Genomic DNA, 1,164 nt, shown 5'->3' with positions numbered 1-1,164 from the left:
TATCGCGCCAGATCCCCAGTGCGGTACATCCGCGCATCGGGGTGCGGGCTGTACGGGTCCTCGAGAAAGCGCTCGGCCGTGAGATCCGGACGGTTTAAATAGCCACGCGCGACACCGGCTCCGCCGATGTACAGCTCGCCGGCAACGCCGCGCGGCACTGGTTGCAAGGTTCCATCAAGCAAGTACAGGCGCACATTGGCAAGCGGGCGACCGATATGCGGTACCGTCTGCCCGGCAATACGCGTGATCGTCGCATCGACGGTGCACTCCGTCGGACCATAAACGTTGTAGTACGCACGTTGCCGAGCACTTGCCATCGTTCGCCACGCAGCAGCGGAAATCGCCTCGCCGCCGACCAGAATCACCTTCGGCCGGACTTCATCGCCATCGTTTCGCGACGCTTCCAGCATCGCCAATTGCGATGGCGTTGCATCGAGCACGTCGATAGCCTGAGCATCGATGCATGCCTGCATGGCCTTGCCATCGAAACGTGACGCTTCTGGCACGAACACCAGGCAACGTCCGGACAATAGTTGTATCCATTGCTTGACCAGGGAATCGAAAGCGAACGACGCATTGAGGCTGACGCGCAAGGCTTCCGGATGAAAGCGATAAATTTTCTGATCCAGCGCCGCCCATAGATTGACGACACTGCGATGATTCACCATCACGCCCTTGGGTACACCGGTGGAGCCCGAGGTGTAGATGAGATAGGCCAGATGGTCCGAGCTCAATCCAAGCGCCTGCACATCGGGATTGGCGCTAGATAGAGCGATCCAATCCTGCCGTGTTTCAAGATTGAACACCGGCAGGGAACCCAGCCTATCCTGATCCAGTACACGCTGCCCAACCGCATCGCTGAGCAACAATGCGGGCTCGGCATCGCGCAAGATCTGCACGAGACGATCGGAGGAATACACCGGATCCAGCGGCACATACGCCGCACCCGCCTTCAGAATGGCGAGCATCCCCACCACCATCGCCAGGCTGCGCTCCACGCACAGCGCAATGCGGTCGTCCGGCTTGATACCCTGCGCGATCAGGTGATGCGCCAATCGGTTCGCCTGCACGTTCAATTGCGCATAGCTCAGCGACTGATCTTCGAACACCACGGCCGTTGCATCGGGCGTACGCAACACCTGCTGCTCGAACAGCTGATGGATG

Annotated in this window: 1 protein-coding gene; it reads right to left on the bottom strand. The window is 59.8% G+C overall.

Annotation, left to right across the window (positions count from 1 at the left end; genetic code table 11):
* Positions 1-1,164: amino acid adenylation domain-containing protein (locus ISS99_RS00085; protein WP_204629526.1), on the bottom strand; the 1,164-nt coding region annotated here is incomplete at both ends.

This window comes from Dyella mobilis (genome assembly GCF_016904945.1).
Classification (GTDB): domain Bacteria; phylum Pseudomonadota; class Gammaproteobacteria; order Xanthomonadales; family Rhodanobacteraceae; genus Dyella_B; species Dyella_B mobilis.
The sequence above is the reverse complement of the archived record's forward strand: the minus strand, read 5'-3'. Positions and strand labels throughout refer to the sequence as shown.